At 56.1% G+C, this 23,728-nt stretch carries 19 protein-coding genes and 1 other annotated feature; of the genes, 17 read left to right on the top strand and 2 right to left on the bottom strand.

Going from position 1 to position 23,728, the window contains the following annotated elements; genetic code table 11:
- The first annotated feature begins 7 nt into the window (after positions 1-7).
- The 8 genes from yhbY (at position 8) to leuS (ending at position 7,871) form a co-directional block, all read left to right on the top strand.
- Complete coding sequence (gene yhbY / locus MYS68_RS16010; RefSeq protein WP_248926795.1) at positions 8-301, top strand: ribosome assembly RNA-binding protein YhbY; 294 nt, start codon at positions 8-10, stop codon at positions 299-301.
- Between the two features lie 41 nt (positions 302-342).
- Positions 343-930 (top strand): nicotinate-nucleotide adenylyltransferase, encoded by a 588-nt coding sequence (locus tag MYS68_RS16005; RefSeq protein ID WP_248926794.1) that lies wholly within the window; start codon positions 343-345, stop codon positions 928-930.
- Positions 920-1,489, top strand: coding sequence for a bis(5'-nucleosyl)-tetraphosphatase (symmetrical) YqeK (gene yqeK, locus MYS68_RS16000; protein WP_248926793.1), 570 nt, complete (start codon positions 920-922; stop codon positions 1,487-1,489). Before MYS68_RS16005 ends, yqeK begins: the two co-directional genes overlap by 11 nt.
- A gap of 11 nt (positions 1,490-1,500) precedes the next feature.
- On the top strand, positions 1,501-1,848 hold the full coding sequence (rsfS, locus tag MYS68_RS15995) for a ribosome silencing factor (protein WP_248926792.1): 348 nt from the start codon (positions 1,501-1,503) through the stop codon (positions 1,846-1,848).
- A 347-nt stretch (positions 1,849-2,195) separates the two neighbouring features.
- The gene (locus MYS68_RS15990; RefSeq protein ID WP_248930923.1) at positions 2,196-3,077 is read left to right on the top strand and encodes a CvfB family protein; all 882 of its coding nucleotides are present in this window, start codon (positions 2,196-2,198) and stop codon (positions 3,075-3,077) included.
- 401 nt (positions 3,078-3,478) lie between these two features.
- Positions 3,479-3,943: a hypothetical protein gene (locus MYS68_RS15985; RefSeq protein WP_248926791.1), complete on the top strand. Its 465-nt coding sequence runs from the start codon at positions 3,479-3,481 to the stop codon at positions 3,941-3,943.
- An 86-nt stretch (positions 3,944-4,029) separates the two neighbouring features.
- Entirely contained in the window at positions 4,030-4,830 is an 801-nt protein-coding gene (locus tag MYS68_RS15980; protein ID WP_248926790.1) for a class I SAM-dependent DNA methyltransferase, read from the top strand.
- Positions 4,831-5,048: 218 nt separating this feature from the next.
- Positions 5,049-5,294, top strand: a binding site (T-box leader).
- 126 nt (positions 5,295-5,420) lie between these two features.
- Positions 5,421-7,871: a leucine--tRNA ligase gene (gene leuS / locus MYS68_RS15975; RefSeq protein ID WP_248926789.1), complete on the top strand. Its 2,451-nt coding sequence runs from the start codon at positions 5,421-5,423 to the stop codon at positions 7,869-7,871.
- 48 nt (positions 7,872-7,919) lie between these two features.
- On the opposite strand, the gene comER is transcribed toward leuS, so the two are convergent.
- Complete coding sequence (comER, locus tag MYS68_RS15970) at positions 7,920-8,753, bottom strand: late competence protein ComER (RefSeq protein WP_248926788.1); 834 nt, start codon at positions 8,751-8,753, stop codon at positions 7,920-7,922.
- Positions 8,754-8,894: 141 nt separating this feature from the next.
- Here comER and MYS68_RS15965 point away from each other — a divergent pair, with 141 nt between their 5' ends.
- The 4 genes from MYS68_RS15965 to MYS68_RS15950 all read left to right on the top strand — a co-directional run bounded on the left by MYS68_RS15965 (position 8,895) and on the right by MYS68_RS15950 (position 14,615).
- On the top strand, positions 8,895-9,407 hold the full coding sequence (locus MYS68_RS15965; protein WP_248926787.1) for a ComEA family DNA-binding protein: 513 nt from the start codon (positions 8,895-8,897) through the stop codon (positions 9,405-9,407).
- A 145-nt stretch (positions 9,408-9,552) separates the two neighbouring features.
- Positions 9,553-10,845: a homocysteine synthase gene (locus tag MYS68_RS15960; protein ID WP_248926786.1), complete on the top strand. Its 1,293-nt coding sequence runs from the start codon at positions 9,553-9,555 to the stop codon at positions 10,843-10,845.
- A gap of 14 nt (positions 10,846-10,859) precedes the next feature.
- Complete coding sequence (locus tag MYS68_RS15955; protein ID WP_248926785.1) at positions 10,860-11,372, top strand: deoxycytidylate deaminase; 513 nt, start codon at positions 10,860-10,862, stop codon at positions 11,370-11,372.
- A 609-nt stretch (positions 11,373-11,981) separates the two neighbouring features.
- The gene (locus MYS68_RS15950) at positions 11,982-14,615 is read left to right on the top strand and encodes a DNA internalization-related competence protein ComEC/Rec2 (RefSeq protein ID WP_248926784.1); all 2,634 of its coding nucleotides are present in this window, start codon (positions 11,982-11,984) and stop codon (positions 14,613-14,615) included.
- A gap of 150 nt (positions 14,616-14,765) precedes the next feature.
- Here MYS68_RS15950 and MYS68_RS15945 read toward each other — a convergent pair whose 3' ends face one another.
- Positions 14,766-15,647, bottom strand: coding sequence for a TetR/AcrR family transcriptional regulator (locus MYS68_RS15945; RefSeq protein ID WP_248926783.1), 882 nt, complete (start codon positions 15,645-15,647; stop codon positions 14,766-14,768).
- A gap of 262 nt (positions 15,648-15,909) precedes the next feature.
- Between MYS68_RS15945 and MYS68_RS15940 the strand changes: the two genes are divergently transcribed.
- The 5 genes from MYS68_RS15940 (at position 15,910) to MYS68_RS15920 (ending at position 23,712) form a co-directional block, all read left to right on the top strand.
- Entirely contained in the window at positions 15,910-16,413 is a 504-nt protein-coding gene (locus MYS68_RS15940) for a GbsR/MarR family transcriptional regulator (protein WP_248926782.1), read from the top strand.
- 68 nt (positions 16,414-16,481) lie between these two features.
- Entirely contained in the window at positions 16,482-19,601 is a 3,120-nt protein-coding gene (locus tag MYS68_RS15935) for an efflux RND transporter permease subunit (protein ID WP_248926781.1), read from the top strand.
- Between the two features lie 57 nt (positions 19,602-19,658).
- Positions 19,659-20,999, top strand: coding sequence for an efflux RND transporter periplasmic adaptor subunit (locus tag MYS68_RS15930; protein ID WP_248926780.1), 1,341 nt, complete (start codon positions 19,659-19,661; stop codon positions 20,997-20,999).
- 19 nt (positions 21,000-21,018) lie between these two features.
- Positions 21,019-22,761 (top strand): hypothetical protein, encoded by a 1,743-nt coding sequence (locus MYS68_RS15925; protein ID WP_248926779.1) that lies wholly within the window; start codon positions 21,019-21,021, stop codon positions 22,759-22,761.
- Positions 22,762-22,929: 168 nt separating this feature from the next.
- Positions 22,930-23,712 carry an alpha/beta hydrolase gene (locus MYS68_RS15920; RefSeq protein ID WP_248926778.1) on the top strand — a complete coding sequence of 261 codons (783 nt, stop codon included), beginning with the start codon at positions 22,930-22,932 and terminating at the stop codon, positions 23,710-23,712.
- Positions 23,713-23,728: the final 16 nt, after the last annotated feature.

The raw sequence follows: 23,728 nt of genomic DNA, 5'->3' as shown, positions 1-23,728 counted from the left end.
AAATTTCATGCTGACGGGAAAACAGAAGCGTTATTTGCGTTCGCTCGCCCATCATTTGAATCCGATTTTTCAAGTTGGCAAGGGTGGCGTAAACGAGCATATGATAACTAGTATAGAGCAGGCGTTGGAGACGCGGGAGCTGATCAAGGTGTCCGTACTGCAAAACTGCCTGGACGATAAAAACGAAATCGCGGAAGAGCTCGCCGAAGGAACCGGCGCGGAGCTCGTGCAGGTGATCGGCAGAATCATCGTATTGTACAAGGAATCGAAGGAAAACAAAACGATCGAGCTGCCGGTGTAGCAGCGGAGCATCGGGAACAACGTCTAAAAGAAGGTGCAGCGATGAAAGTGGGAATCATGGGAGGCACCTTTGATCCGATCCATATCGGCCACCTGATTGCGGCGGAATGCGCGCGCGAGGGGAGCGGGCTGGACGAGGTATGGTTTATGCCGAGCCACATCCCGCCGCATAAAGAGAATGCGCCGAAGGCTTCTCCGGAGCAAAGGTTGGAGATGGTCCGCCGGGCCGTAGCCGGGCATCCTTATTTTCGGCCGACCGACGTCGAGCTTGCGATCGGCGGAGTATCGTACAGCGTCGATACGGTCACAAGACTTCAGGAGCTGCATCCGCAGCACCGATTTTTTTACATCATCGGCGCGGATATGGTGCAGTATTTGCCGAAGTGGTACCGGATCGGAGATATCGTCAGCAGCATCGGTTTCATCGGGCTGGAGCGGCCGGGGACCGAGCTGCGGCTGGAGCTGCTGCCGGCGAACATCCGGGAGGCGGTTACTCTTGTGCCGATGTCGGTGGTCGACATTTCTTCGACGCTGATCCGCAGCCGCAAAGCCGAAGGCAGGAGCGTCCGGTATTTTGTCCCGGACCCGGTAAACGATTATATCGAGGAGAAACGTCTATATGAATCGTGATCAATTGATGGAAGCGGTGCAGCGGGAGGTCCCCGGAAAACGGTGGATTCATACGCTGGGCGTCATGGAGACGGCGGTTAAGCTCGCGAAGCGGTATGGAGGCGATCCGATCAAGGCCGATCTGGCCGCCCTGCTGCACGATTACTGCAAAGCGTGGCCGGTCGACAGGCAGGCCGAAATCATTCGCGAGAACGGGCTGCCGCAGGATTTGCTCGATTATGACAAAGAGCTGTGGCACGCCCATGCCGGCGCATGGGTGGTCAGGCAGCGGCACGGCATCGACGACGACGAGGTGCTGGACGCGATCCGCTACCATACGTCGGGCCGCGTGGGCATGACGCTGCTGGACAAAATCGTTTGTCTGGCCGATTATATCGAGCCGAACCGGGATTTTCCCGGGGTGCATAATATTCGGGAAATCGCCGAACATAGTTTAGAGAAGGCGTTAATTGCCGGATTTGACTCGACGATCCGTTTTTTGATAGAGCAAGGAAAAAAAATATATCCTTTAACCGTACTTGCCCGAAACAGCCTCGTTGACGAGGCCAAATCACTTTGAGGAGGAATTTGATGAGCCTGGCACCGGACGAATTGATGAATATGGTAGTGGAATCTGCCGACGACAAAAAAGCGATGAACATCGTCACGTTAAACTTGCAGGGAATCTCTCTGATAGCGGATTATTTTGTCATCTGCCACGGCAATTCCGAAACGCAGGTGCAAGCGATCGCGACGGAAATCCGCAAAAAAGCCGAAGAGCGCGGCGTGCGCGTGCGCGGCATGGAGGGGATGGAGACGGCAAGATGGGTGCTTGTAGACCTGGGAGACGTGGTGGTGCATGTGTTCCATCGCGACGATCGGGAGTACTACAACATCGAGCGTCTTTGGTCCGATGCGAAAGTGGTTGAACGCGTATGAGACAAGGTCCTGATATGTCCGGCGGCGGGCAGACGGACAACCCGGCCGGCATAACCGGCGCAGGCCGGCGGGAGGGCCGGGCGGACCGCAGCCGCGAGGAGAGCGCCCCGGGCCGGTGGCAGGGGCGCGAAGATCGCGGCCGCGAAGCAAGCCGGGAAGGCGCCTCAGGGCGCTGGCAGGGGCGCGACGGCGGCCGCTTCAATGCGCGCGGCGGTCATGACCGCGCCAGGCCGCAAGGCGGACCTCGCCGTGCGGATGCCGGCGGTGAGAAGCGCTACGTGCAGCGCGATGCGCGGCCGGATCGCCGGGGTGCCGAGCCGCAGCCGCGGGAGCAAGCCTATTCCGGCCTGCTGCAGGCCGGAACGGTTGTCACATTGCCGATAGCGCGTGAAAAATCGCCTTACGGCTACTTTTTGACCGACGGGGAGCGCGACGTGCTGCTGCATTACAGCGAAGTTGCAGGGCAAGTTCAGCCGGGCGACGACGTCGAGGTGTTTCTTTATTACGATACCGAAGACCGGCTTGCGGCTACAATGAAAAAACCGCTTGTGCGACTGGGAGAAGTGGCGCTCCTGGAAGTGGTCGACATCCACCCGCGAATGGGCTGCTTCCTCGAAATGGGCCTTGGACGCAATCTGCTGCTGCCTTTCCGCGAGCTGCCGGAACTGAAGGAACTGCGGCCGCAGATCGGCGACAAGGTGTTTATTGTTCTCGCCCATGACAAGCAGGGCCGGCTTGTAGCCAAGCTGGCCGGTGAGGAACAGCTGCAGCCGCTTTGCTTTAACGCTCCGGCAGCGTGGAAAAACCAGTGGCTCGAAGCGACGGTGTACAAGCCGCTGCAAATGGGGACGTTCGTCCTTGTGGACGGGGGCGTCGTCGGCTTCGGCGCGATCGGGATGATCCACGCGTCGGAAAGGACGCATCTGCTTCGTGTAGGCGAGCGGGTCAAGGTGAGAGTGACCCATGTCCGGGAGGACGGCCGCGTCAATTTGTCGATGCGGCAGCCGAAGCATATCGGGCGCGGCGAAGACGCGGACAAGCTGCTCGCTTTTTTGCGGGAGCGTCCGAATCAGGCCATGCCGTATTCCGACGAAACGCCGGCCGACTTGATCCAGCAGCGCTTCCAGATGAGCAAATCTGCGTTTAAACGTGCGATCGGCAAGCTGCTTAAGGAAGGTCTCATCTACCAGGAAGGCAGCTGGACGTATCTGAAGCATAAAGAGCAGTGAGCAGGGAAAGCGGCAAGCGGCGTAAAAGAGGCAGATCCTCCGCTTCCGGCAGTCTATCCTGGCGCTCGGCCCATTGACGGAGGGGCCGGCATGGGAGTGGGCGGCAACAACAAACGAAAATAAGCGGTAATACGGAGCGTTAACGGAATGAGCGCATCATTCCTTTAAAGCTCCGTTTTTTTGCGTTTTCCCGGATTGGCGGAACAAATCCGCTCGCTGATCCGCCGCGGCCCGACACAAGTCAAAGGCTTAATGAACGGGGCCCGGCCGCGCTGCGTCGCAGCGAGCCGAGCAATCGCCAGGGCGGGATGAGACGCAGTATAAAATTTCGCAAATGTAAATATTTATTTGTAAAAATTGCATATTTTAGCTATAATAACATACGAGGGGGGAACCGCACGATGCCAGAGAAGCTGCTTGAGCAAATTTTGCACAAACTGGATCATATTGAGAGCCATATTAACGCTATCAAGCAGGACATTCAAGCGTTGGATACCCGAGTAGAGCGGCTCGAACGCAAGAGAAGCAAAGTTCCCGCGCAAATGGAACGTTTGGATAAATACGTCGCAATAATGGAACAGGAAATTCGCTCGGTTCGCGGCGAACAGCAGCGTCAAGGCGAACTGCTCCAGCTTGTCGCCGACACGGCGGGTGCGGCGGCGAAACAGCTGGCGGATATGCAGGTGAAGCAGGGGCAGCTGGCGAGCTCGTTATTGGCTCTTCATCAGCAGATGCACGAGAGCCGGGAGCGGGATCAGCGGAGCGACGATGTGCTGGATGCGCTGTTCATGCGGTCGTTGGAGCAGGAAGTTCATCTGCGCGAATGGAAAGCATATTTCGGACATATGAAAGCTGCGGGGCCGTAAAGCCGATGCGGCTTTTTTTGTGTTGCCGGGCATCGTATGCTATATTTTTGAAAAAGCGGAACTAAAAAAGGAGCTGCAATGGTTAAATGGCTTACGAACAATTCGCCAATCATTACGATCGGCTGATGGAAGATATGCCGTATCCGGACTGGATCGAGTTTGCCCAGCGGTGCTGGAGCAAATTCGGACGGCCGCAAACGGTGGTCGATCTGGGCTGCGGCACAGGGACGATCTCGCTTCGTCTCGCCCAGCTCGGAATGAGCGTCACCGGCATCGATTTGTCCGAGGAGATGCTGGCCATCGCCTCGCAAAAGCTGGAGCAGATCAGGCAGCAAGGGCAGCCGTTTCCCAGAGGCGGTTCGGTCACTTTGCTGCAGCAGGATATGCGGGAGTGGGAGCTGCCCGAGCCGGTTGATTCGGTCATCTCGTTTTGCGATTGCTTCAACTATTTGCTGGAAGAGGAAGATGTGGAGGACGCGCTGCGGCGGGTTTACGCCGGGCTGAAGCCGGGCGGCGTGTTCATCTTCGATGTGCATACGCCGGGACAACTCGTCGCTTATGCGGAGAGCCAGCCGTTTTTTTTGAACGATGACGACATCGCTTATATTTGGACATGCGACTTTGACGGGGGGCGATGCGAAATCGAGCATGCGCTGACGATTTTCGTGCAGGATACGACGGCGATCAATTGTGCGGCGGACGATTTGTCCACCGACAAGTTTCGGCGCATCGAGGATGTGCATATACAGCGGGCGTATTCGCTTGATTGGTGGAAAGGCGCGCTCCGCCGCACCGGCTTCGGCGAGGTGGAAAGCTACGGCGACTTTACATGGACTCCGCCGAACGAATCGACGCAGCGGGCTTTTTTCGTGGCGGTCAAGCGGTAATTCGACTATAACCTCGAAATGAGCTGAACCACGCATAAAATAATGCCCCACAAAGGCAGGGAAAGAAGAATGCCGTTGACGATTCCGGCCATGAGCGTTCACCTCGGTTCCAAAGTAAGTATTCCCAGTATGGCCGGGTTCGTCCCAGTTTAATCCGCAGGTGATGATGAGCTTGACATTTGCGGCGTTTTTTGCATATAATCTAACCAATTACATACGGATTGGCTGTGAAAAGGAGCAGTAGCTGTGCGGAGCGTTTCCCAGAGAGCCGGCGGCGGTGAAAGCCGGCAAATGCCAGCAGCGAACTCGCCTTGGAGCCTTGAGGTCAACTTCGGAACTGCCTTGCCGCAATGTCCGGACGAGCCGATTCGTCGCCCCGCGTTAAGGGTCAGAGTGAACAAGGGCAAAGCATGCCTCTTGTTAACTAGGGTGGTACCACGGGAATTCAGCCTCTCGTCCCTAGCGAATACGCTAGAGGGCGGGAGGTTTTTTAATTGCTTGGAAATGGTGCAAAGCAAATTGTTGTGGGTAACCGGGGACGTTTTCATTTTTCAAAGATACAGGAAGATATCGAGGAGGAAGTGGCACAAATGGCACAGGAAGTAAAGGAGCAGACGGGCTACAACCCGCTGGTTGTGGAGCCCAAGTGGCAGAAGTTTTGGGAGGAAAACAAAACGTTCAAAACGCTCGATAACGACGCGCTGCCGAAATTTTACGCGCTTGATATGTTTCCATATCCGTCGGGAGCCGGGCTGCACGTAGGGCACCCGGAAGGGTATACGGCAACCGATATCGTATCCCGCTACAAGCGGATGAGAGGATACAACGTGCTGCACCCGATGGGCTGGGACGCGTTCGGGCTGCCGGCAGAGCAGCATGCGCTCGATACGGGCCAGCACCCGCGAGACATAACGGTGAAAAATATCAATAATTTCCGCCGGCAGATCAAGTCGCTCGGTTTTTCGTACGACTGGGACCGCGAGATCAGCACGACCGATCCGGAGTATTACAAGTGGACCCAATGGATTTTTATCCAGCTGTATAAAAAAGGACTCGCTTACGTCGACGAGGTGCCGGTGAACTGGTGTCCGGCGCTCGGTACGGTGCTGGCGAACGAGGAAGTTATCGACGGCAAAAGCGAGCGCGGCGGCCATCCGGTCATCCGCAAGCCGATGCGCCAGTGGATTTTGAAGATTACCGAATACGCCGAGCGTTTGCTGGAGGATTTGGAAGAGCTTGACTGGTCGGAAAGCATCAAGGACATGCAGCGCAACTGGATCGGCAAGTCGAAGGGCGCGGAGGTGCAGTTTGCGATCGACGGCCATGCGGAGCAGGCTTTGACGGTCTTTACGACCCGTCCCGACACGCTGTTCGGAGCGACCTACTGCGTGCTTGCGCCGGAGCATGAGCTTGTGGAGCGCATCACGACGCCGGAGCAGCAGGCAGCGGTCAAGGACTATCAGGAGAAAGCCGCACGCAAGAGCGACCTGGAGCGGACCGACCTGGCGAAGGATAAAACCGGCGTTTTCACCGGCGCTTACGCGATCAATCCGGTGAACGGGGCTAAGGTGCCGATCTGGATCGCCGATTATGTCCTCGGCGGATACGGTACGGGGGCGATTATGGCGGTGCCGGGCCACGATCAGCGCGACTGGGAGTTCGCGAAGCAGTTCGACCTGCCGATCATCGAAGTCGTCAAGGGCGGCGACGTCGAGAAAGAAGCTTACGCCGGGGACGGCGAGCACGTGAACTCCGGGCTCCTGAACGGACTGAACAACGAACAGGCGATCGCCCGCATGATCGAATGGCTGGAGCAAAACGGTAAAGGCAAGGGCAAAGTGACCTACCGTCTGCGCGACTGGCTGTTCAGCCGCCAGCGCTACTGGGGCGAGCCGATCCCGATTTTGCACCTCGAGGACGGTACGATGAAAACCGTTCCGGAAGACCAGCTGCCGCTGCTTTTGCCGGACGTGGAAGAAATCAAGCCGTCGGGCACAGGCGAATCGCCGCTGGCCAACGTCACCGAGTGGGTCAATACGATCGATCCCGAGACGGGGATGAAGGCGCGCCGCGAGACGAACACGATGCCGCAGTGGGCCGGCAGCTGCTGGTATTACCTGCGGTTTATCGATCCGAAGAACAATGCCCAGCTGTGCTCGCCGGAGCTGCAGAAGAAATGGCTGCCGGTCGATTTGTACATCGGCGGCGCCGAACATGCGGTGCTCCACCTGCTGTATGCCCGCTTCTGGCACAAGGTGCTGTACGATCTGGGCGTGGTGGACACGAAGGAGCCATTCTACAAGCTTGTCAACCAAGGCATGATCCTCGGCGAAAACAACGAGAAAATGAGCAAATCGCGCGGCAACGTCATCAACCCGGATGAAATCGTAAACCAATACGGCGCCGATACGCTGCGCATGTATGAAATGTTTATGGGGCCGCTGGAGGCGACGAAGCCGTGGAACGTGAACGGAGTGGAAGGCACCTTCCGTTTCTTGAACCGGATCTGGAGGCTGTTTGTCGGGGAAAACGGAGCTTTGAGTGAAAAAATAAGCGCTGATGAGCAGCTCGGCAGCGAGTCGTTCAAGCGTACTTGGCACCGCACGATCAAGAAGGTGACCGAGGACTACGAAGCGCTGCGCTTCAACACCGCGATCAGCCAACTGATGATTTTCGTCAACGAAGCTTACAAAACCGACCGCTTGCCGAAGCAGGCGATGGAGCATTTCGTACAGATGCTGTCGCCGATCGCGCCGCATATCGCCGAAGAGCTGTGGGAGAAGCTGGGCCATTCGGACACCGTTACCTACGAAGCTTGGCCGACTTACGATGAGGCATGGACCGTCGATAACGAGGTCGAAATCGTCATCCAGGTGAACGGCAAAATCGCCGATCGCGCCACAATTGCCGCGGACAGCGACGAAGCCGCGATGCAGGAACTGGCTCTCGGTCTTGACAAAGTTAAAGAAGCGATTGCCGGACGTTCGGTGCGCAAGGTCATTGCCGTAAAAGGCAAGCTTGTCAACATCGTCGTCGGCTAACCGCCCCTAAGGAAAAGTGCGGCATTACGTTTTGCGTAGTGCCGCACATCAATCTACCTTTTGCCCTAAAAACTTAGCTTCCATTTTTTCCAGTTCTTCCTCATATTTCGCATGCGTGGTGCGGACCAGTTCGTTAAACACGCCGTGCAAATCTTCTTCCAACATGTTTAAACCCGCAGCCGTAATCCCTCCGGGGACGGTAACCCTCTTTTTCAAGCTGGATGGGGTAAACCCGCCGGTCGTAAGCAGTTTGCCGGTTCCCAGTGCCATCTCGCTGGCGAGGGCCGTTGCTTCTTCCTCCGGCATTCCCGTTTCCTCCACTGCGGCTTGAATGAATTTTTCCAGGAAATAGGCCAAAAAAGCCGGACCGCAGCTGGATAAATCCGAGCTGATCCGCGTATGCCGCTCAGAGATGCGAATCGGCGCGCTGATATGCGACAGCAGGTTTTCGAGCAGCTCTTTGTCTTCGGCCGTCATGCGATCGCTGTACATGCACAAGGTGGCTCCGCTTAACACGAAGTTGGTAATGCTCGGAATGATTTTGGCGATTTTGGAAGGCACTTGGGTCTCGAGATGACGAAGCAGTACGGGACTCGTAATGGAGACAAAAATGTGGGAAGCCGTGGCGGCGGAAGCGATCTCGTCCAGCACCGGTTTAAATTCTCCCGGTTTGATGCACAAAAAAACGATGTCGCTTTCCTGCACGATGTTCAAGGGGGAATCGGCGATCCTAAGCCCCGAATAAGCTGCAGCCAGCCGCTCCGCTTTGCTGCGCGTGCGGTTGTTGATCAGCATCTGCTCCGGAATGAGCGCGCCGGATTGAATAAACGCTTCGATGAGAATACTTCCCATACTCCCGGTACCGATGAACCCTACTTTCAAGGCGATCCCTCCTAAGGGCATTGCCGCAGGCAATGCCTGCTTCGTAAGAAACTCTGAGCGCATAAAATTATTCAATACTTTTTAATGTATATGAACCAATTCGGCGAATATACGGATTTTGGACAGGAGGAATGGAAAACATTGGTTAGTATTTCTGCGAAATCGGTTGCCCTCAGCATGGGTTTACTGGCGGCCGCCGCCGCTTTGATCGTCTATCCTCTCTTTACGGCGGACAGCGAACTGACCGGATGGGCTCCGCTGAACCAGGAAATGCAGGCGATGCTGGAAAAACAAGAAAAACCGGGGGAAGAGCCTGCCTCGGCTCCGGTGAAAAAAGACGATTCCAAACCGTCCGCACCAGGGGTGGGCACCAAGACGCCGTCTTCTTCCGAAACCGGGAAAGACGCGGCTAAGGAGGACAAGCCGTCAACGCCTGCAGCCGGAAAAATCGACATCAACCGCGCAAGCAGCGCACAGCTGGAAGAGCTCCCGGGCATCGGAGCGAGCAAAGCGAAAGCGATCATCGCTTACCGCGAGCAGTCCGGGCCGTTTCGGACACCGGAAGACGTGATGAAGGTAAAGGGAATCGGCCCGAAAATGTATGAAAACATCAAGGACAAAATTACGGTGGAGCCCGCATCCCCGGCCCCGTAATCCGACTTATGGCCGCCGCAACGTTGATCTTTCGCTTTTCCAATAAATGTGCGAAAATGGAATCGTGCGCTCTTATCTCATAGATGCATATTCGATTGGCCGGTTATGCCGGCAATACCATCTTTTTCGGGAGGGATTTATTGATATGGCAGACGAACGCAAACTTGCATTAGAAACTCTCGCCGTACATGCCGGGCAGGAGATCGATCCGGCAACGATGTCCAGGGCCGTGCCGCTGTACCAAACGACTTCCTACGGCTTCCGCGATTCCGAGCATGCCGCAAATTTGTTCGCGCTCAAGGAATTCGGCAATATCTACACCCGTCTGATGAACCCGACGACCGACGTATTCGAAAAAAGAGTCGCCGCTCTCGAGGGAGCGCCTGCCGCTTTGGCGACGGCTTCCGGCCAGGCCGCCATTACATACTCGATCCTGAATATCGCCGGAGCCGGCGATGAAATCGTATCGTCCGCCACCCTGTACGGCGGTACGTACAATCTGTTTTCGACGACGCTGCCGAAGCTTGGCATCAAGGTAAAATTCGTCGATGCAAGCGACCCGGAAAACTTCCGCAAAGCGATCACGGACAAAACCAGGGCGGTTTATGCCGAGATGGTCGGCAATCCGAAAGGCGATGTGCTGGATGTGGAGGCCGTCGCGCAAATCGCGCATGACAACGGCATTCCCCTGATTGTTGACAATACGCTCCCGAGCCCGTATTTGTGCCGCCCGCTGGAGCACGGCGCCGACATCGTCATCCATTCCGCGACCAAATTTATCGGCGGACATGGAACGTCGATCGGCGGCGTCATCGTTGACGGAGGCAAATTCGACTGGAAGGCGAGCGGCAAATTCCCCGGCCTGACCGAGCCGGACCCGAGCTATCACGGCGTCGTTTATACCGATGCAGTGGGCCCGATCGCTTATATCATCAAAGCCCGCGTGCAGCTGCTGCGCGATATGGGGGCGGCGATTTCGCCGTTTAACTCGTTTTTGCTGCTGCAAGGTCTCGAAACGCTGCACCTGCGCATGGAGCGGCACAGCTCGAACGCGCAGAAGGTGGCGGAATTCCTTGAGCGGAACGACGCGGTGGAGTGGGTCAGCTATCCCGGCTTAAAGAGCCACTTCGCGTATGAACTGGCGCAAAAATATATGGCCAAAGGGCAAGGCGCAATCCTGACCTTCGGCATCAAAGGCGGCCTCGAAGCCGGCCGCAAAGTGATCGACAGCGTGAAGCTGTTCTCGCATTTGGCTAACGTCGGCGACTCGAAGTCGCTGATCATCCATCCGGCAAGCACAACGCACAGCCAACTGGAGGGCGAGGAGCTCGCTTCCACCGGCGTCACCCCGGGCATGGTCCGCTTGTCGGTCGGCACGGAAAACATCGACGATATTATTTACGATCTGGACCAGGCGATTCGGGCCAGCCAATCTTAAGGAGTTACTTATCCATGACAGCCAGAAAAGACTGGGATACGTATTTTTTGGATATGGCCTACATGGCTTCGACCCGCTCGCAGTGCAGCCGCAGACATGTCGGAGCTGTGCTCGTGCAGGGAAAAAAGCTGCTCGGCACCGCATATAACGGAGCGCCGATGGGCGTGCCGGACTGCTCGGAGGCGGGCTGCATGCTCGTGGAGGAGTTCGAGCTTGTACATGACGGCGGCGAGGAGCAGGTTATCAAAAAGCAGCGCTGCATCCGCACGATTCACGCCGAGCAAAACCTGCTGCTGTTTACCGACCGCAAAGACCGCGAAGGCTCTACGGTGTACGTCACCGATCAGCCGTGCTGGACGTGCGCCAACATGCTGGCCAACAGCGGCATCGTGGAGATCGTGTACCACCGCGCTTATCCGAAGGATAGCGAGAAGGTGGAAGCGCTGATGCAGGCGCGAAACATCACGTTTCGCCGCCTCGAAGGCTACGAGCCCCCGCAAGGTGTGTTGTCCGAGGTGACCAACTAGCCCCGGTCTCCGCCATGCGACTCCGAAACGTGCACCGGATTCGTGCGTGCAGGAACCGACCGTGCATGACGACAAATGTCGTTGAATCGAGCGGTACAAATCTGTTTGCGGAATAGCGTTAAACATGCAGGTTATATCAGTTCCGTATCATCGCTATATCGTAAAGATTGAGGAAGAACCTCTATCATTTGCAGCCAAGCTGCGGATGGTAGAGGTTTTTTGTGTTGTATAATCTCTCATTTTTACACCTTTGATCGGGCGTAGTAGGGAGGGAGGTTTACGAACGTTCGCACCAAATGTAAAGCGTGTTCGCCATCGGTTTTGCGCGAGCAAAACGATGGCGGACAAACGCGAGCCCGAGGCACACAGCAGCTCCCAGCACCCCACTCCCAATGTAAAGCGTGTCGGGTATCCGATTTTTTGCCTGAAAGCAAAAAATCGATTCCCGACAAACGCGAACTAGCAGCGAGCATTCCCTCCACCGGGCGGGTCCAGGGCGCCCGAGCGCCTGGGGTCCCCCTTCAGGGGGATTTAGGGGGCGTCCGCTCGATTTAGGGGGTGTCCGCTCGATTTAGGGGCGGCGCCCCCCGATTCTAAGGAGGTTATCCCATGTCAACCAGGCCGGTCGTGGCCGTATGCATATTTTGGATTGCCGGGTACGTGTTGGCCTGGCGGTGCCCGCTGCCACTGCTGACGCTTTATGCAAGCCTGCTGTGCGGCATTGCGATCATCGTTGTATGGACTATGCGTGTGCCGGGCAAATGGTGGATTTGCGGCCTGCTTCTTATGGGGGCGGGAGCCGGATATTTCGGCGAGGCCGAACATCGCAACGTTTCCCACGTGCCCTTGCAGCTGGCGGAACAAGAGGTTCGGCTGCATGGAACCGTCGCTTCCGTTGTCGAGGTGGACGGGGATAAGGCGTCGTTGATCGTAAAAGGAAATTTGTTCGCCGGATCGGAAGCAGAAGCCGCCGAAACGGCTGGGCGGGGGGATGAGCCCGCAGAGAGGTTCCAGATCAACGTCAGACTGCTCGAGCAAAGCGAGCAGAGCGTCGCTGCCGGCTGGCGGCGGGGAGATCGGATCGAGCTGGCCGGGACGCTGCGGCTGCCGCAGGAGGCGAGAAATTTCGGCGGTTTCGATTACCGCGAATATTTGCATCGCCAGCATATTCATTGGCTTATTCAGGTGAAAGGTGCTTCACAGGCAGCCGTATCGCCGCCCGAGCGTATTGGCCTCGTTCATGTGCTGCGCTGGAACGATCAGTTCCGCGGCTTTCTCGGGGAAGCGGTAGAGCGGGTGTTTCCGGCGGAGCAGGCCGGTTTTATGAAAGGCATGCTGATCGGCATGACGGACGATATGGATCCGGAGCAGTTCAGACAGTTTTCGCGCCTCGGCCTCACGCACATACTGGCGATTTCCGGTTTGAACGTCGCCATTTTCGTTGGGTGCGTGATGTGGATTCTCGGCCGGTTCGGCTTGACGCAGGAAACGCGACTGCTTACCTGCATTGCGCTGCTACCGCTATACATCGCGATGACCGGAGCCTCGCCTTCGATCGTCCGGGCGGGGCTGATGGGCATGATCGCGCTCTACGCGGCGTATCGCCACATTTTGAAGGACGGGCTGCATTCCGTCATGCTGGTCGGGCTGATCATGCTGCTGTGGGAGCCGTATTATTTGTTTGACGTCAGCTTCCAGCTGTCGTTTCTCGTGACGATCGGGCTGATCGTCGGCGTGCCGGCGATGAACCGGCTTATGCCGATCCGCCAAACGATGCTGCGGGACGCCTTATCGATCACGGTGATGTCGCAGCTGATCGCGTTCCCAGTGTCCATCTATTACTTCAATCAATTGTCGCTGCTGTCGCTGCTCGCCAATCTTTGCCTCGTTCCCGTGTTCAGCCTGGCGGTCATGCCGGCCGGCACGGTGGCTATGATCGCCGGTATCGCATGGCCGTGGGCGGGCGGATGGCTCGGCCGCATGCTCGCCGTGCTGAACGACATGATTTTCCGCTGCGTGGAATGGCTCGGTCACTGGGATTGGGCGCAAACGTTATGGCCGACGCCGAGCGTCATGTGGATGGCGCTTTATTACGCATCTCTTGCCTTGCTGATGAAATCGCTGCTCGAGCGCCTAAGCGAATCCGCCCAATATTTGCCGCCCTATTTGGGTGTGCAGAGCCGATCCCGCGGCGGGAAGCTTGTCCCGCTTGTCGCCTCGGCTGTGCTGGCGGCGCTGCTTTGGCATGGCTACGATCCGCAGCGATGGGCCAGGGACGGCGAGGTCGATTTTCTCGATGTCGGGCAAGGAGACAGCATCCTCGTCCGCACGCCGGAAAGCGGAGCCCGGCTGCTGATAGACGGTGGAGGAACGCTTGTTTTTCGCAAACCGGGAGAGGAGTGGAAGGAACGGAAGGACCCTTTCGAGGTGGGCCGCAAGCTCGTCGTTCCGCTTCTCAAGCAGCGCGGCGTTCACCGGCTCGACTATGTCATTTTGACTCACGAGGATGCCGACCATTGCGGCGGGCTGCAGGCCGTGCTGGAGGAAATTCCGGTTTCGGCGCTGCTGTTTAACGGCACGCTCAAGCCTTCCCCCGCGGTGGAAAAGCTGTTTCGTACAGCGCTGGACAAGGGAGTCAAGCTCATAGCCGTCCGCGCGGGACAAAAACTTGAGATCGACGCGAAGACGGCGCTGCATGTTTTGTACCCGTACGGCGGCGAGCAGCCGATTGTGCTGGAAAAAGAACAAAACAACCGTTCAGTTGTTTTCCGGATGGAGATGGACGGAACGAATTGGCTGTTCACCGGGGACATGGAGGCGACGGCGGAGAGCGAGGTGCTGAGCAGCGTTTCGGAAGCTGCTGAGGGGAAGCGCGTCCGTGAAACCGGAAGCAAAAGCGGGGGTGACGGCGGAGAAGTGGGTGCAGGCCGCACAGAGATCGGCGCTGCGGATTTTCCCGGGGGCGTCGATAGCAGCAGCGGTGCTTTTACCGCGATCGACGTGCTGAAAGTGGCGCACCACGGCAGCAAGACCTCAACAACCGCCGACTGGCTGGACGCCTGGAAGCCAAAACATGCGGTTATTTCCGTCGGACAGCGCAATACGTACGGACATCCGCATCCGACGGTGCTCGGCAGGCTGGAGGAAAGGAAAGTGGGCGTGTTACGCACCGATGTGCAAGGCGAAGTGCAGATGAAGGTCCGCGACGGAGACGTGCATGTACGGACTAAATTTCCCCGCTGACGGCAATCGATTTCAACTCCGCCGGACGGGAGTTTGTGGCCGTGACCGAGGCGGTTGCATGGGAAACGTAACGGCGGAGCGGGGCGAACGAAACAAGCCCGCAGGCAAGGAGTCGCTCCTTCTGCGGGCCTATTTGGCACGTTTATCCGGTCAGGCCTCGATTCGCGAGGCGAACGTGGTTTTTAGCAGATCGACAAGAGGTTGATTTTCCTTCGCCAGGGAGAGCAGGTAGCTGTACATCCCCCGAACGATAATTTCGTTGCCGTGCTCTTTGTTTAATTCTTCTTCGATGGTATCGAGCGATTGCAGCATCGCGCTGACGGTCCGTTCATCGCCGATTTGAGTGCGGATGACGGAACGAATGCGCTCGGTGTTCGCTGCCAGGACGCCGGGATCGCCGCCCTTCCCGGTGAGTAAGACTCGCCCTAGGGACGTTTCAAGAAGAGGAGCGGGCCGGCTTCGGCGAATGCCGGATACCAGATCGTCCAGCCGGGCCGCCAAATATTCGGAAAGCTTGGCGCTGTCTATCGGATACTGGAAAAAGATGTTTAAGAAGAAGTATTCCTTCATGTAGCCGGCGAGCATGGCTGCACAGTCCATAGAATGCGCTTCCAGTTCCGGTCCGTACAATGCAACGATACGCTCCTGAAGCCATTGAAGATGTTCGACGGATCCTTGGGCCATCAGCTCGCTGATGGATTTTTCCGTAAAAGCGATCCCTTTGACCATCATGCAGAGAAAATCCTGGTTTTCGAGGATGGACTGGCATTGCAGACGAATGCCGCGAATAAGCACTTCTCTCGGATCCAGGGAGGAATCGGACAACAATTCCCGCAACCCTTGGCCGATGCGGTCGAAATAGTGCTTGAAAATGGACAGAAGAAGCTCTTCTTTGGACTGAAAATATTGATAAAAGGCGCCTTTGGATACGCCGGCCAGGCTCACGATATCCTGTACCGAAGCGGTATGGTAGTCGCGTTCGCCGAACAGCTTCATGGCAGCGAGGATCAGTTGCGTTTTTTTGTCATTCATGCGCAGATTCACGTCCTAATGGGTTCATGCTTGCCGAAGAGCAGCAAGATGTTTAAGGACATTGTATACGGTAGCAAATATTTCGTCAAGAATGTGACCGACCGGTCATTAATTCTTGCTTTTTTATTAATTATTTCAAAAAACTGTTGATATAAGCTGTTAATTGGATTATATTACATATTGACCGACTGGTCATTTTGAAATATAGGGGTATCGTTAACACCGTCAGCAACGATATTACATAAATGAACGGGGAGTTGATATGAGACAAAACCCAGAGAACTTTACAGAATTTCAAGTTTTTGTAACGCAGTATATGTCACTTTTGTTTGAGGAACACGGGTACAGTCCGCTTGTCGGAAAAATTTTTACCCTGCTGCTGTTCGCTCCGGGTCCTTTATGCTTGCAGGAAATCGCGGGCAGGCTCGGGGTATCGAAAGCCGCGGTCAGCGTTCAGGTGCGGGCGATGGAGCGCATGGCCTTGTGCTTCAAGGCGGCGAACAAAAACGATCGCCGGGACTACTACTACATATCGGACGATCTGTGCGTGACCATCCTTCGCGCCAAAATGCTGGAAATGCAAAAGGTGAGAGAATCGCTGGATCAGACGCTTAGTCTGCTGTCCGGGCTTAAGGGACTGCAGTCCGACGAGCAGGAGTCCCTAAGCGTATTTGAACGCAGATACGCCGAGCTTTCCGATTTGTACGGTCTCGTTGCAAAGCGGCTTCAAGGATTGGAGGAAGAATGGAGGCAGCGTCATGGCTGAAGCTCATGTTTCGCATGGGCTGCAGGCGGACGCCGCGAGTTTAGGATTTTCAGATAAGGAGTAGAGAGATGAACTCATTAACCCGCTTTTCTTTGAAAAACGTAGCGGCCATCATTATCATCAGCGCCATACTGTTTATCGCAGGCAGTTTCTCCGCGACGACGCTGAAGCAGGAGAACATGCCGGACATTTCGCTGCCGGTCGTGTTCGTATCGACGGTCTATCCCGCGACGCCCAAGGACGTCATGGAGGATGTGACCAAGAAGCTGGAGAAGCGCATCGTCGGGATCGAGGGGCTGAAAAAGCTCGACTCGACATCCAGCGATACGTTCTCGGCAATCACCGTGCAGCTTGTGAACGGGCGCAGCCCTGACGACGCCAAGGACGATATCGAGGCGGCGATCTCCGATGTGAAGCTTCCCGCGGGAGCAAGCAAACCGAAGGTATCCAAATTCGGCAGCAACGATTTCCCGGTTTATTTCGCCGCCATGCACGGCAAGGGCAATACGAACCATGAAGAGTTAAACCGGATATATAAAGATGTCATCGAGCCGACGCTTAGCGCGATGGACGGCATCGACCATGTCGATTCCGTCGGCGAGCAGGAAGCGACGCTGAAGCTGAAGCTGGACATTCGCGCGCTTAATACTTACGGACTGACTCCGGCGGGAGTTACGCAAAGCATTCAGACCGCAATCGCCACAAGTCCCGCGGGTAAGGCGGAATTAAACGGAACGAGCCAATCCGTGCGGGTCGAGAGCGATCTGAATACGATCTACAACCTGGAAAATATGAAGCTGACGACATCGGCAGGTCAGACGGTGCTGCTGAAGCAAATTTCCAAGGTTGAGGCCATCTACGATTCGGAGTATATCACCCGTTTGAACAACGAGCCGGCCATCGGGGTGACACTGTACAAAGCGAAGGACGCGAATACGGTGGAGTTTTCGAACCAGGTCGAGAAGCTCATTGCCGGATGGGAGAAAGATTATCCGAATATCCAATTTACGACGGTTTACAATTCGGCGACCGATATTAAGAAATCGATTAACGGCATGCTGAAGGAAGGCGCCTTGGGGGCGATTCTCGCTTCCGTCATGATCCTGCTGTTTTTGCGGAACGTGCGCATGACCTTGATCGTGCTCGTGTCGATTCCGCTGTCGATTTTGATCACCTTATGTATCATGGCTTCGCTCGATTTGACGCTGAACATCATGACGCTGGGGGGCCTCACGATCGCCGTCGGGCGGGTCGTGGACGACAGTATCGTCGTTATCGAGAACATTTATACCGAGCTTCAGAAAGCGCAGCAGCGGGACGAGTCGGTGATCAAGCTGGCAACGGCCCGGGTTGCTTCGGCTATCACTTCCTCGACCATTACGACGGCGGGCGTGTTCATACCGATCGCGTTTGTCGGCGGGATACTCGGAGACATTTTCCGTCCGTTCGCAATTACGCTGGTTGTGGCGCTGCTGGCGTCGCTCATCGTGGCGCTCACGGTCATTCCGATGCTGGCGAAACTTTTGGTGCTCGGCAGCCGCAATATCAAGCATCACGACGAAACGGCGAACGGCAAGTTTTCGATGAAATATAAGGCGTTTTTAGCTTTTTGTTTGCGCAACCCGATTAAGGTGATTATCGCTTCTTTCCTCATCTTTGTATTGTCCATCGGGGGTACGGTGCCGTTTCTCGCCTCGTCTTTTATGCCGGAGAGCGCGACCGACAAGCAAATTCAGTTTACGCTGAAGCTGCCTCGCGAAACGTCCTTCGAATCGATGGACCTGAAGGTCAAAGAAATCGAGGCGATGTTCGGTCAAGAGAAAACGCCGTCCGGCGAGCCGGTGTTCGAGTATTACGAATCGATGGTCGGTTACGACCAAAACAACACAAGCGGGGAGCGCACCGATTACCGGGCGATGATCATGACCTCCGTCACGGAGTCGGTGGATGCCAAAAAGGCGGCCGCAGACTATACCGACAAGATCAAGTATATGGTGCCGCAGGGCTCGGAGGTGGAGGGCAAACTGTTGTCCGAGTCCATGTCGGGGGGCAGCGGCGAAGATTTTGCTTACTTGCTTAAGGGAGAAGATCTGAATCAGCTGATCGACGCGGTGGGCTTGGTCCGCAAAAAGATGGAGGAGTTCCCTGAGCTAAGGGAAATCAAGGATAATTTGAGTGAGAAGAAGCTGCAAATCAACGTGAGCGTGGACCAAAACAAAGCCCGGCTGTACGGGTTGTCTTCGGCCCAAATCACACAAACCGTCAATCAGTGGCTTTCGGAAAACGAAATCGGCGAAATCAGGTTCGATAACGTCAGCTACGTTACGAAAATTATGGTCGACAAGGAATACACCAATTCGCTGGAAGAGATCGGGAAAATCCGGATTGACACGCCGGTCGGCCAGACGGTCAGCTTGAACGAAGTGGCCAAAGTGCATCAAGTCGACGCGCCTGCGTCCATCACTCGGGAAATGCAGCAGCAGTACGTGAAAATCACCGCTAAAATCGACAGCAAAGATAAAGGCGGCGTGAGCGCCAAGGTGGGCGCTGCGCTGAAGACCATCGAGCTTCCGAGCGGCGTCCGCACTTCGGTGCAAGGGGTCAACGAGGACATTCAGGAAAGCTTCGGCCAGATGGTCGTTGCGATGGGCGCCGCGATCATGATCGTTTATCTGGTAATGGTTATCGCCTTCGGCAATGCGAGCGCGCCCTTTGTCATCATGTTCTCGCTTCCGCTGGCTGCGATCGGTGGGTTTATCGGGCTTTTCGTCGCCCGGGAATCGATCAACATCACATCCTTGATCGGATTCCTCATGCTGATCGGGATTGTCGTAACGAACGCGATCGTATTGATCGACCGGGTGCAGCAGCTGCGCGAGGAGGGAGCCGGCGTGCAGGAGGCTTTGATCGAGGCGGGAATGACGCGTCTTCGTCCGATCATTATGACGGCGGGCGCGACGATCTTTTCTCAGCTTCCTCTGGCGCTGGGCGCATCCGAAGGAGCGCTTATTTCCAAGGGGCTTGCGGTAGTCGTTATCGGGGGCCTGACCACCTCCACCATTTTGACCCTCATCGTGGTGCCTGTTATCTATGAGGTAATCGAGCGGATGAAAGTGCGCGTCTCCCGTTTGTTCAAAAGAAACAAAGCCGTTATGGCGGACTCCGGAAGCACCTCCGTCGTGCATTGACCGCTACGCTGAAAGAAACGGCTATTAATCCGAGATAAGGAAAAGGAGAAAGGTTAAATGAAGCTGTTATTAATGCAATCCGTGCAAAAAGGCGCCAAGCTGACCGGAGCGGTCGTCATCAGCGCCGCCTTGATTTCGGGCTGTTCCGCACAGCCCGAAACAAAGCCGGCGCAAGCGGCTCAGGCCGCCGGTGAAACGCAGCAGGTCAAAGCGGTGAAGGTATCGAAGATAGAAAAGAGAAGCATAGGCCAGCCTTTGGAGCAGGTGGCCGACGTCGTTTCGTCGCTGCAGGTGGACGTGCTCACCAAAGCGGGCGGCGACGTGCAGGAGATATTGAAAAAACGCGGAGATGCGGTTCAGAAGGGCGAAATCATCTTCCGAATGGATCCGACAGATGTGCTGATTTCCAAAGATAAAGCCCAGGTTACGATCGCCGGTACCCAGCAGCAGCTTGTCAAGGCGCGGGAGGAACTCGAGGACAGCAAGAAGGAGCTGAAGAACGGCATCGCGAAGCAGGAAGCGGCGCTGAAGGACGCCGAGAAAAATTACAACAAGATGCGCAACGATTACGATCAGGGACTCGTTACCAAAAACCAGCTGGAGACTGCCGAAACGTCGCTCAACAATCAGCGTCTCGATTTGGAGACAAACCGCAGCAAGCTGAAGACGCTGGAGAGCACGAACTCGCTGGCGGCGCTGGAGCAAGCTTTGCAGACGGCGAATGTCAGCCTGCGCGAAATTGAACGCACGCTGGAGAATATGGAAGTCAAAGCAAGCGTGAGCGGCGTGCTTACCGATTTGCCGATCGAAAACGGCATGACGCTGCAGGCAGGCTTCAAGGCGGCGCAAATCCAGCAGCTCGACCCGATCAAAATCAAAGCGGAGCTGACCGAGGATGCGGCGGCGATGATCCGCGGCAAGCAGGAGCTGACCTTCTACATCCCCGGAACGATCGAGAAGACCAAAGCAAAGGTGAACTATTTGGCCGATGTGATGAGCGCCGCGACAAAATCCTACTCGCTGGAGCTGGAAGTCGCGAACCCTGACCGGAAGCTGAAGCCCGGCATGAAAGCCCAGGTGCTGCTGGCGGAGGAGCAGGATCAGGTGGTCGTGACGGTGCCTACGCTGAGCGTGGTCCGCGAAGGCGGAGAAACGTTTGTCTTCGTCCTTGTCGGTGATCAGGTAGAGAGGCGCAAGGTCGAGTTGGGCCGCTTGAACGATACATATCAAGAGGTTCTCTCCGGCGTGAAGGAAAGCGAAATGCTCGTCACCTCCGGGCAGCATCAGCTGAAGGATAAGGATAAAGTTCAAGTGCAGGAGGCCGCTCCGGCTCAGCCGGCCGGTGCGGTGCCTGGCGGTAATGCGCCTGCCGGCGCCGCGCCCGCCGATAAAAAATGAAAGTGAGGAGAATTCATCCATGCATACCAAAGTATCGAAAACGCTGGCCACTCTCGTTATTTCCGCATCATTGCTAAACACCGGCGCATCGGCAGCCTGGGCGGATGAACCGTCCGCACCTTCGGCCGCTGCCGCACCGGCAACCGTTCAAGAGGCTGCGTGGTACCATTTGACGGAGGTGCTTGACGTCCAACTGAAAAGCGTGCTTAATGAGCCGCTGCTTAACGGTACCCGGATCGGCGTCGTCGTAAAGATGAAAAATAACGGAAGCAAATTGACCCGCGTGCCGGAATACGATCTGCGCGTTACGACCTCGACCGGCATCGTGTACACCCTGAAGCCGAGTGCGGCGAATGCGAAAGCAATTGAACCGATGGCCGACAGCGAGCTCAGCTATATGGCGGTGATCGACCGGACGGATGCGATTACGCTTACGCAGGTAAATTGGACGGACGTCGATTATTACGTGTACCCGAAAAAGGAGACGCCGATCGTCGACATTCCGATCACACAAGCGGCCTGGAGGGGAAGCGACACCGGCATTACCGACCCGAAAGCGCTGCTCAAATGGTCGGATGTGTTCACGATTCCTTCCGAGCCGTCGCCGATTCAATATACGCCTGTCGATATCCATAAAGAATCGACGGAGAAAGGCACGGTCTATTTGGTTCAGCTGCTCGCCTACAACCCGAACGATCAGCGCGAGATCGTGCCGGAATTTACGCTTGACGGCAAATCCGAGAGCAAGGTGTTTGCAGGAAGCCGGGTGGAGCAGGGGACGGTCGCTCTGGAAGCGAAGGAGCAGAAATACATTCATTTTGCCATCCCGACCGATCAGGATACGGTACTCTCCAGTCTTAACGTGCTGACGACAGAGAAGTTTTCCAGCGACCCGTCGCAGACCACTCCGGTGACTTATCAGGTGGGAAGGCTTAATATTTTGCTGCCGAACGAGGCGGAGGCTACGACCGCCGAGGCGTATCAGATGGGAACCCCGATGAAATTCGATGCGAACAGCGAACTGATTCATCCGCAATTGCAGGTTTCCTTGGTCGAGTTCCATATGAGCGAAGACGACGTGCAGGGCAATCAAACGGCGATAGCCAAATTCGTGCTTCACAACCAAAGCGAGCGGCCGCTGGCGGTTCCGCTCTTCCAAACCGGGCTGGTCGGTACGGGCGGATACGATTATCCGGGCAAGCGGCAGGAAAAGGCGCCGTCACAAGTGCTTCCGAACTCTTCGATCGTCGTGAGTTATGCATTCTCGCTTCCGGCATCGGAAACGGGTCAAAACCTGAAGCTGAAAATCGAAGATGCGGTTACGGCTGCGCCGTATAAATCGACGGTTGCGGCTTATGCCGTGCAGCTGCAGCCGGAACCGGAGGATACGAGCGATTCGTTCAGTGTCTATCCGTTTGATGTGAAAGTGGAAAATTGGGACTTATCGTATTTATTCAACACATCGAACCAGACCTATACGTATAAAGGAAAGTTCTTCCTGGACATTCAGCGCACACAACAGACGGAGCTTGACGCTACGTTCCCGAATCTGCAATTCGAGCTGTACGATAACGCCGGGCGTCTGGTGGCGACAGGTGTCAAACCGCTGATCGGACAAGGACGGCTTGTCTCCGGAGAAAACAATCTTCCTTTTAACGGAACGTCCGAGCAGTTCGATTCTCCGCTTACGCTGAAAATATTTGAGGTATTCCCGACTGCAAACGGCGACGCCAAGCGGCTCGTTGCCAAATTCGTGAAGTAAGGGGCTGCCCGAACTTTAGACAACCGGTCTCTCTCAGGGGACCGGTTGTTTGCTGTTGTGCCGGTATCCGATCCTGCCCGGGCGACCGTTCCATGGTTGGCGGTGCGGCGCTAATGCGTTACTATAGAAACTGTGGTTAACAAGTTCTATCGAAAAGGAGATATTCCGATGGCATGGCTTCATGTGCATTATCATTCCGAAACGCTGCGCATGCCTGTACCGATGGAGGTGCTCCTGCCGCAGCACGTATCCAAAGGAGCGGGTAAAACAATCGATCCGGGGCCGTACCCGGCACTGTATTTGCTGCATGGAGCGGGAGACGATCACACCGCTTGGCTTAGGCGGACAAGCATAGAGAGATACGCCGAAGATTTGCCGCTTGCCGTAGTGATGCCGGCTGGACATTTGGGCTGGTATACGGACATGGCGTATGGCCGGGATTATTTCACGTTCATTGCCGAGGAGCTTCCTGCGGTATGCGAGCGCATGTTTCCGCTGTCGGGCGCCAGGGAGCGCCGTTTTATCGCCGGGGCGGATATGGGCGGATACGGAGCGATGAAGGCAGGGCTCCTCGCTTCGGATACATTTGGCGCGGTCGCGTCGATCTCGGGAGCAATGGATGCGGTCAGTCTGTTTGAACGCCTGGACCCGCAGCTGGCCGCAGATATTTTCGGGAGCAAGGAAACTTTGCCTGGGAGCGTAAACGACCTTTTTGCCGCAGCGGAACAAGCGGCCCGCACGGACGGACCTCGCAGCGCGCTGTACATATCGTGCGGAACCGGGGATGTTTTATATGAGGAAAATGTCCGCTTTAAGGAGCATGCGCTGAAGCTCGGACTGCCTTTGACCTTTGACGAGGGGCCGGGGGACCGCGGCGGCTGGGCATATCGGGATGCGTGTTTGGAGCGTCTGCTCAAATGGCTGCCGCTTCGCGAATCCGGTGCGGTATAAAGGGGGGGACCAAAAC

Source organism: Paenibacillus hamazuiensis (genome assembly GCF_023276405.1).
Lineage (GTDB): Bacteria > Bacillota > Bacilli > Paenibacillales > NBRC-103111 > Paenibacillus_AF > Paenibacillus_AF hamazuiensis.
Note: the sequence above shows the minus strand (reverse complement) of the source record. Positions and strands in the feature narration are given on the sequence as shown.